The sequence below is a fragment of the Nonomuraea sp. NPDC003201 genome (assembly GCF_053590415.1).
In genome coordinates, this window is the sequence record NZ_JBSFTC010000015.1 from 74,206 (window position 1) to 82,471 (window position 8,266).

Annotated in this window: 6 protein-coding genes; 3 read left to right on the forward strand and 3 right to left on the reverse strand. The window is 73.9% G+C overall.

The features are described 5' to 3' along the window. The first annotated feature begins 83 nt into the window (after positions 1 to 83). A complete protein-coding gene (locus ACWDX9_RS09350) occupies positions 84 to 1,688 on the forward strand; it encodes an FAD-dependent monooxygenase (protein WP_449951020.1) in 1,605 nt (534 codons plus the stop codon). Here ACWDX9_RS09350 and ACWDX9_RS09355 read toward each other — a convergent pair. Genes ACWDX9_RS09355 through ACWDX9_RS09365 form a run of 3 tightly spaced genes read right to left on the reverse strand, consistent with a single transcriptional unit; the run spans position 1,685 to position 5,869 of the window. Beyond that, positions 1,685 to 2,947 carry a M20/M25/M40 family metallo-hydrolase gene (locus ACWDX9_RS09355; RefSeq protein WP_449951023.1) on the reverse strand — a complete coding sequence of 421 codons (1,263 nt, stop codon included), beginning with the start codon at positions 2,945 to 2,947 and terminating at the stop codon, positions 1,685 to 1,687. The genes ACWDX9_RS09350 and ACWDX9_RS09355 overlap by 4 nt on opposite strands. Continuing rightward, the gene (locus ACWDX9_RS09360; protein WP_449951026.1) at positions 2,944 to 4,803 is read right to left on the reverse strand and encodes a prolyl oligopeptidase family serine peptidase; all 1,860 of its coding nucleotides are present in this window, start codon (positions 4,801 to 4,803) and stop codon (positions 2,944 to 2,946) included. Before ACWDX9_RS09360 ends, ACWDX9_RS09355 begins: the two co-directional genes overlap by 4 nt. Positions 4,804 to 4,807: 4 nt before the next feature. Continuing rightward, positions 4,808 to 5,869: a C39 family peptidase gene (locus ACWDX9_RS09365; protein ID WP_449951028.1), complete on the reverse strand. Its 1,062-nt coding sequence runs from the start codon at positions 5,867 to 5,869 to the stop codon at positions 4,808 to 4,810. An 84-nt stretch (positions 5,870 to 5,953) separates the two neighbouring features. On the opposite strand from ACWDX9_RS09365, the gene ACWDX9_RS09370 reads away from it, so the two are divergent. Together ACWDX9_RS09370 and ACWDX9_RS09375 are read left to right on the forward strand one after the other, a co-directional pair. Continuing rightward, complete coding sequence (locus ACWDX9_RS09370; RefSeq protein ID WP_449951031.1) at positions 5,954 to 7,294, forward strand: SWIM zinc finger family protein; 1,341 nt, start codon at positions 5,954 to 5,956, stop codon at positions 7,292 to 7,294. Further along, positions 7,291 to 8,266: hypothetical protein (locus ACWDX9_RS09375; protein WP_449951034.1), on the forward strand; the 976-nt coding region annotated here is incomplete at its 3' end. The genes ACWDX9_RS09370 and ACWDX9_RS09375, both read left to right, overlap by 4 nt.

Sequence of the window (8,266 nt, forward strand, 5' to 3'; positions counted from 1 at the left end):
TGCTCCTTTCCCGGATTGACAAAGCTTACGGTGTATGTGTTCTACTTACTACGTAAGCTTACTGCGTAAGTAGGGGAGCGGAGATGACCGACGTGATCATCGTCGGCGGCGGGCCGGTCGGGCTGCTGCTGGCGTGCGAGCTCAAGCTGGGCGGGGCCGACCCGCTGGTCCTGGAGGCGGCCACGGGCGAGGAGCGCCGCACGCGCAGCCTCGGCCTGCGCTCGCTCAACGCGCGCACCGTGCAGTCGCTGGCCCTGCGCGACCTGGTCGAGCCGGTGGCGGGGGAGCAGTGGGCGATGCTCGACGAGCTGGCCGCGCGCCGCGAGCCCGCCGGGGCCGACCTGGTCGCCATGATGGTGGAGCTGCTCCAGGAGGGCCTGATCAGGGGGCACTTCGGCGGACTGCCTTTGCTGGGCGAGGCCGGCGACGCCGAATACCTCATGCTCAAGCAGGACCGGCTGGAGGCCGTCCTGGCCGAGCGGGCCGCCGGGATGGGGGTGCGGATCTGGCAGGGGTGCGCGGTGAGCGACGTCGCGCAGGACGAGTCCGCCGCCGTCGCCACGCTCGCCGACGGGCGGACGGTACGGGCCGCGTACCTCGTGGGGTGCGACGGCGGGCGGAGCCTGGTGCGCAAGCGGTCGGGGTTCGCGTTCGAGGGGACGCCGGCGACCATGACGGGACGGACCGCCGTGGCCGAACTCGCCTCCGCCGAGGCCGTGACGTCGTCCCTGCGCCACCCCGGCGGCCTGGTGAACCTGTCGCTGGTGCCGGGGGAGATCGCCACCATCGAGTTCGACGGCGGGCCCGGCGACCGGGACGCGCCGATGACGGCCGAGGAGCTGGAGGACAGCCTGCGGCGGGTGACGGGGCACGACGTGGTGGTCAAGCGGCTGGAGACCGGCATCCGGTACAGCGACAACACCCGGCACGCGGGGACGTACCGCCAGGGCCGGGTGCTGCTGGCGGGGGACGCGGCGCACGTGCACTCGCCGATCGGCGGCCAGGGGCTCAACCTGGGGCTGCAGGACGCCGTCAACCTCGGGTGGAAGCTGGCCCTGGTGGCCCGGGGGCTCGCGCCCGAGGCGCTGCTGGACACCTACACCGCCGAACGGCACCCGGTGGCGGCCAGGGTGCTGCGCAACACGCGGGCCCAGGTGGCGCTGATGCGGCCGGGGCCGCAGGTGGAGGCGTTGCGGGAGGTGCTGGCGGAGGTGATCGAGCTGCCGGACGCCAAGCGGCACTTCACGGGGATGGCCGACGGGACGGAGACGGACTACGCGCCCGGCTCGGCGCACCCCCTCGTCGGGCGGTTCGCACCACGCCTGGAGGCGGCCCCCGTGGCCCTGCTCGCCGAGCCGACTCCCGCGAAGGCCTGGACGGTCGCCGAGCTGCTGCGGGACGGGCGCGGCCTCGTACTGGCCTTCCCGGGAGCGCCCAGCGAGGGTGCGCCCGGCGACGGTGGGCTCGGCGACGGTGGGCTCGGCGACGGTGGGCTCGGCGACGGTGGGCTCGACGCCGCCGTGGCGGGCCACCGCGACCGCGTGCGGGTGGCGCACGCTTCGACCATGCCCGGCGACGGGGACGCCGAGGTGCTGCTGGTGCGACCCGACGGCTACGTCGCGTGGGCGGGCGGGCGCGACGGGGTCGCCGCCGCGCTCACCACGTGGTTCGGCCCGCCCAGGGGCTAGGCGAGGAGACGGGTGAGGACCCGGGTGCCGAATTCGAGCCCCTCCACCGGCACCCGCTCGTCCTTGCCGTGGAACATCCCGAAGTAGTCCAGGTCCGGCCGGAGCATGAGGGGCGCGAAGCCGTACCCCTTGATGCCGATCCGGGCGAAGGACTTGGCGTCCGTGCCGCCGGCCATCACGTACGGAACCGGCCGGGCGAGCGGATCCTCGGCCACCAGCGCGCCCGCCAGCGTGTCGAAGAACGCGGACGGGTACGGCGCGTCGGGCGCGTCCTCCAGGTTGACGAACTCCCGGGTGATCTTCGGCCCGAGCAGCGCGTCGATCGTCTCCAGGAACTCCTCCTGCGACCCCGGCAGGTAACGCCCGTCCACGTGCGCCTCCGCCGTCGAGGGCACCACGTTCACCTTGTAGCCGGCGTCGAGCATCGTCGGGTTCGCCGAGTTGCGGATCTGGCTCTTGAACAGGCCGCCCAGCGGCCCGAGCCGGGCGGCCTCCTCGTCGAGGCGGTCGAGGTCGATCGGCCGGCCGATGATCTCCGACAGGCTCTCGATGAGGGCGGCCACCGGCGGCGTCAGGCGTACGGGCCACTGGTGGGAGGCCACCCGCGACAGGGCGTGCACCAGCGTGGCGACCGGGTTGTCCACCGGCGGGCGCGAGCCGTGCCCGGCCACGCCGTGCGCGGTGAGCTTCATCCAGGCGGTGCCGCGCTCGCCGACGGCGATCGGGTACACCCGGTGCTCGCCGGAGGCCACGCTGAAGCCGCCGGACTCGCTGATCGCCTCCGTGACGCCGTCGAACAGCTCCCGGTGCTCGGTGACGGCGTGCCGCGAGCCGTAGTCGCCGGTCGCCTCCTCGTCCGCCAGGAACGCCAGCACCAGGTCACGCTTCGGGCGCACGCCGCGCGCCGCCAGGTCGAGCACGGTCGCGAGGGTCATCGAGCACGACCCCTTCATGTCGACCGCGCCGCGCCCGTACACGCAGCCGTCCACGATCTCCCCCGAGAACGGGTCCATCTGCCACTCGGCCGGGTCGGCGGGCACCACGTCCAGGTGGCCGTGGATCAGCAACGCGTCGGGGGAGTCGCCGTCGATCCTGGCCACGACGGTGGTCCGCTTCGGAGCCGACTCGAACACCACCGGCTCGATCCCCGCGTCGGCCAGCAGCGTGGCGACGTATTCGGCCGCCGGCCGCTCACCGGAGCCCGGGTTGGTGGTGTCGAACCTGATCAGATCCGAGCAGATCTCGGCAACGCTCTTCACGCTCTCCCCTTCAGTGTCAAAGGCGGCACCTCGGGAGTCTCCATGCCGAAGATCAACCCGTAGAAGGCCAGCTCGGCCTCCAGCACCGAGACGATAGTCTCCTCCCTGCGCCAGCCGTGCTGCTCGCCGGGGTAGGTGAGCAAGGCCCACTCTTTGCCATGTTTGTCCAGTTCAGCGGTGAATCGCTCGGCCTGGCTCACGTCCACGATCGCGTCCTCCAGGCCGTGCAGCATGAGGCACGGGCCCGAGGCGCGGTAGGCGTTCAGGAGCGGCGAGCGCTCGGTGTAGCGGTCGCGGGTCTCGGGCAGCGGGCCCACCAGGCCGTCCAGGTAGCGGGACTCGAAGTCGTGCGTCTCGGCCGCCCAGCTCTCCGGGTCGGTGATCGCGTAGTGCGCGACCCCGCCCGCGAACACGTCGCTGTGCACGAGCGCCGCCACCGTCGTCCAGCCTCCGGCGCTGCCGCCGCGGATGGCGATCTTCGCGGCGTCGGCGCGGCCCATCTCGACCAGGCCGCGCGCCACCCTGGCGCAGTCCTGCACGTCCACCACGCCCCACTCGTGGCGCAGCCGCTCGCGGTAGGCGCGGCCGTACCCGGTCGATCCGCCGTAGTTGACCACGGCCACGCCGAGCCCTCTGCTGGTGAAGTACGCGATCTCCAGGTCGAGCACCACCGGGAGGTTGCCGGTCGGGCCGCCGTGCACGAAGATCACGTACGGGTTCGGGCCGCTCCGGCCGCCGGTCGGCGGGTAGAGGTGCGCGTGCACGCCCTCGATGGTCACGGCCTCGGGGGTGGGCAGCAGGTCGCGGGCCGGCAGCGGCTTGCGCGGCGACACGACCTCGTGGGTGCCGTCCGCGAGGTCGACGAGGGTGACCTCCAGCGGCGTGTACGGGGTCGCGCCCACGGCCGCCACCTTGCCGCCCGCGACCGACACGGTCGAGGACCAGTAGGTGGCCGTGCCGCCGATGTCTTTGATGTCGCCGGTCTTCGGGTTCAGCACGCCCAGGCGGCGCAGGTCCGGGGTGCCGTACACGACCGCGAGCTCGCCCGTGTCCGCGATGTCCAGGTACGTCATGCCCGGCTTCCACGCGGCGGCGCCGAACTCCTGCTCGATGGGGGTGAGGTTCGTGGCGGGGGAGCCGTCGAGGGGGACGAGGTGGACGTTCCACCAGCCCGTGGGGTCGGTCACGGCGTACAGGCTGCCGTCGTCGCGCCACTCGGCCTGGGCCACCGACTCCTCGGGGCCGCCGGCGACCACCCGGTACGCGCCCGCCGTGCCGTCCTCGCCCAGCGGGGCCACGCACAGCTCGGTGCCGTCCCAGGGCATGTTCGGGTGGTCCCAGCCGATCCAGGCGACGTGGCGGCCGTCGGGGGACAGGCGGGGGTTCATCAGGAAGTGCTGGGCTTTCACGATCACCGTGACCGGGCCGCCGTCCAGGGGCACCGCCACCAGGTCCCGCACGCCGTCCGTCTCCCGGACCGCCCACACCTCGTCCCGGCCGGGCGGGAGGTAGAGGTCCGCGTAGCGGTACGGGCCCTCGGGGGTGATCGCCACCGGATCCGATCCCTCGAGGCGGTAGAGGCGCTGGTCGGCCCAGTTCGTGAAGACCAGGCCGCCGCCCGGGAGCGGACGCCAGGAGCGCCCGCCGTACTCGATCACCCGGTTGCGCGCGTTCCAGCCCGGCGGCAGGGCGTCCACGCGGCTGCCGTCAGGGAGGCGGCGCACCACGCAGCGGCGCCCGCCCTCGGCCGGGCGCGGCTCGTCCCACCAGACCTCGACGCCGGAGGGCGTGGCCACCGCCTCCACCCACTGCGGGCCGCCGTCGGTACGGGCCACGTCGATCGGTCGAATGCTCATCAAGTCACCAATTGCCATTCGTACATGGGGGAAGTGGATGGTCAGGCGGGTGAAGGAGGTACGCGATGCCCCCGCTGCCCGAGCTCCTGAGCCATACGTTCTCGAACGCTGCCCGCGGATAGACCCTTCGAACCGAGGCGTCATCGGGAGCCGCGGGATCGTTGACGACGATGTCGCCCTCGACGGTGAAACCGGTGACGACCAGGATGTGCCCGCTGGTGGAGTAGCAGGACCCGGGCAGCTCGGCCGCCTTGAACGACTGCGACGTGATCACCGGGACGCCCGCCCGCACGAACGCCTCCAGCTCCACCGCCGACCGCAGCCGCGTCACGAACCCGGCCAGGCCGTAGCGTCCCGCGTACGCCACGTTGAACGGCCAGTTGCCGGTGCCCTGGTAGCTCTCGTCGTACGTGCCCATGGCCGCGTGATCCACGGACGGGGCCGGATCGCCGTCCCCCACCCAGGCCAGCTCGGCCGGTCCGGGACCGCGGCCCCAATGGCCCAGCACCATGGCCACCGAGGTCGGGCCGCACCAGTTGACACCCCCGCCGTCCCACTGCGGATGGTGCCCGGCGTGCGCGTGCTGGGAGTACGCGGGCACCGCCAGCTCCACCGCCCCCGCGGCGCCGAAGGGGCTCGCCACGACCGGGCGGCGCGGCACGGCCGAGGCCATCACGCCCAGCCCGGTCACCCGCGCGTCCCCGCCGTGCGCCGCGACCCGCACCTGGTACGCCACGACCGGCCGCCGGGCCACGAAGGTGTCCACCGCCACGTCCCCGTCCTCGTCGCCCTGACCGGGCACCGAGGTGCGGGGGGTGCCGTGTTCCGACCAGCGGCCCATGACGTACCACTTGGTGAGATCGCCCCGCTCGGTCCTGGCCCGGAGCGCCACCTCGATCCACGAGCCCGGCGGGGTGCGCGCGGTCCACGAGGGGATGAGCTGGGTCGCCGCGAACCCGATCCGCTGCTCCGCGCTCGCCCACGAGCCCGCCTGCGGCGAACCCGCGGGTACGGCGAAGCGGGTGAAGGCGACGCGGGCCAGGTCGACGGTGAGCACCAGCCACATTGTGGTTTCGCACCCTGTGTCGCACATCGGATGGTTTACGTACCAGCCCCGTTTGTGTCGGTGGTGATCTCTATCGTTCGGGGCATGACTCAGGCGGTACAGGCATATTCGTACGCGGGCCCCTCCACGCTCACCGACGGCAGGCTCGGTCTCTCGACCTCCGGCGGCACGGCGTTATCGGGGCCGCAGACGCACCCGCGCTTCTTCAGCGGGCTGCTCACCCACGCGGCTCCGGCGGCGGCCGGGCTGCTCGCGGTGGCGGACGTGGCGCTCGCCCGCTACCACCAGCCCAGGCCGGGCTGGACCCGCGACCCGGTGGTGACGTGCGACGGCGGGCGGCTGCGGTTCGAGTCGTTCTCGGCGTGCGGCGGCGTCTATGCCCGGCTCGACGTGCTGGAGCTCGACGGCGACGTGCTCGACCGGGGCACCACCAACGTCGACGTCAACGGCCCGCTGCGCGAGTCCCTGGCCAGGGTGGGCGGCAGGGATCCGCTCCACCTGGGCGTCGGCCCCGACGAGCTGACGGTCACCACGCTCGACGGCGCGGTCGTGGAGAAGAAGGTGCCGCTGCCGTCGCGGTGGCTGCGCGGGTTCGCGGAGGTGCAGGTGATCGCGTCCGGCTGGGACCTGCGGGCCGAGCTGGCCGGGCCGCACGCCGTGCGCTTCCTGCGCTCCCTGCCGAAGGGCGCCCGCTCCACCGTCTGGGCCGTCCCCTCGGGCCGTGACCTGCGCGTGGCCTCAGGCCCCGCGCGCGGCCCGAAAACCGGCGCGGTCTGCCTGTCGGGCACCGGGCGGGTGGCCACGCTGCTGCCGCTGCTCAGGTTCGCCAAGACACTGAGGGTGTACGGGCCCGCCGACGGCTCGTCCACGGCCAGCGCCTGGGAGCTGGAGCTGCCCGGCATGCGCTACACGCTGGCCGTCTCGCCCGAGCCGTGGCGCGGGTTCTCCGGCGAGGGGGCCGTGCTGTCCGACCTGGCCACCGACGAGGCCGCGGACGACGCCGACGTGGTGGGCATGCTGCTCAACTTCGAGCCCACGGTCGAGCTGGGGCTGCTCGCCGACCGTTCCGGGCTTGCGATCCAACGCGTACGCGCCGCGCTCACCCAGCTCGGCACGGCCGGGCGCGTCGGCTACGACCTGCACGAGGCGGCCCACTTCCACCGCGAGCTGCCCTACGACAGGGACCAGGTGGCGGAGCTCAACCCCCGGCTGACGGCCGCCCGCGCGCTGGCGGACTCCGGCGCCGTACGGCTGCTCGGGGAGACGGCCGAGGTGACGACCGACGGCGGGGTGCGGCGGGTGCGGATCGCCGACGGCGAGTGCACGTGCCCGTGGTGGTTCGACCACCGGGGCTCGCGGGGGCCGTGCAAGCACGTGCTGGCGGCCAGGATCGCCGCCCGCGTCGCCGTAGAGGTCGCTCCGTGACCGCATGGGAGACGGTGGTGGCGGCCATCGACACCGGGGACCCGCAGTGGGTCTCCGAACGCGTCCTCGCTCTCGGCGAGCGCGAACGCCGCGAGGTGGCCGCCCTGCTCCCCGCCCACGTCGCCGTGGCCGAGGAGCGGGCCCACGCCCGGGAGCTGGAGCGCATCGCCAGGCGGGAGCGCGAGAGCGAGGCCGCCTGGCGCGAGCACGTGCGCCGGGCCGAGCGCGCCGGCCGCACCGTCCACGAGTACGAGCGCTGGGAGTGGAACACCCCCTGGAACCAGCCCTGGCCGCTCGAGCGCGGGGAGAACTGGGCCGACTCCCTGCGGGTCGCGGGCGCGGCCACCATCGGCGGCGCGGCGGCCGTCGTGGCCTGGCTCAACCGCCGCGAGTTCCAGGACCGCGGCGAGGTGAGCGGCGCCACCACCGCGATCCTCGAAGGCGTCCTGTCCGCCCGCCCGGCCGCGTGGCAGGAGGACTTCGCCACCCGCGCCGCGCTCCGGCTGCGCCCGGCCCCCCGCCGGCGCCGCCGATCGGACGAGATGGACACGCTCGCCCTGGCCATGCTGCGCCGCACCGGCGTGGTCCCGCCCGAGCACGACCCCATCGTCGTGGCCTGGGTACGCCGGCCGCCCGTCCGCGAGGACCCGCTGCTCGACCACCTCCTTCCCCGGCTCTTCGAGGCGGAGGGCGTGGGCGCGGTGCTGCGGGGCGAGCGCGCGGAGCCGCTGACGCGCGGCACCTGGCTGGCCGCGCTCAAGAGGCTGGCCGGTCAGGGCCGCCGCGACCTGCTGCTCGACGGATGCGTACGGCGGTTCCTGCGCGGTGGCGAGGCCGCCGACCTGCGCTTCTTCGTCCGCCTGCACGAGCTGCTCCAGCCGACCCCCGACGAGGTGAGCAAGCACGCCGCCGACTACCTGCGCCTGCTGCCCGCCGCGCCGGGGCCCGTCGCGGAGGTGGCGCTGCGCCACC